Source organism: Phyllobacterium sp. P5_D12, assembly GCF_054049495.1.
The window spans coordinates 1-536 of record NZ_JBFUMG010001194.1; the positions used below are offsets into that span (position 1 = coordinate 1).

At 51.9% G+C, this 536-nt stretch carries 1 protein-coding gene; it reads right to left on the reverse strand.

What is annotated here, in order from left to right; translation table 11 throughout:
* Positions 1–163 precede the first annotated feature (163 nt).
* Entirely contained in the window at positions 164–427 is a 264-nt protein-coding gene (locus tag ACXJ5O_RS29460; protein ID WP_457302985.1) for a hypothetical protein, read from the reverse strand.
* Positions 428–536 lie beyond the last annotated feature (109 nt).

The window sequence follows — 536 nt, forward strand, 5'->3', positions numbered from 1 at the left end:
TACTCGAGCCGATCGGAAGTCGTTGTATCGACTGAGCCATAAATTTGATTGAAGGAAGCAGTGCGAACGCCCTCACAGTCCGTTCTAGCCGATGATGGCTATTTAGCAATTCGTGAATAAACCACTCATAAACGAAAGTCTGAATCGATGAGCACGGCTACGCCTAACATCTTGTCTTCAACTTTTTCGATGAATCATTCGCGGCCTCTCTGGCCAGGCGTAGCGCGCGCAGGCGTTCGGTCTTGGCCTCAGTGGCGCGTCCGTTGGCCGCGTATTCCTCAACAGCTTTTGCCGCCTCGCGTGCACGTTGTTCCTGCATGACACGCAAGGGTGGCCGCGGGGCTGCGGTGACATGATCATCATTGTAGGGCAGCGTCTCGTCGAAACGCTTTTGGTTTTTGGCCCATTTCACAGGTACAATATTCATGGAATCTGCTCCTTTTGTTGATGAGTTTCAGCCGTGTCGACGACACTGCAGACTAGGAATTCTTCACATATACGTCAGTCAAACAGCATTGGTGGCCAGGTGCTCCTTG

What these genes read in the sequence shown, in the direction of transcription:
- ACXJ5O_RS29460 (WP_457302985.1), bottom strand. Translation starts at nt 427, where the DNA reads ATGAATATTGTACCTGTGAAATGGGCCAAAAACCAAAAGCGTTTCGAC.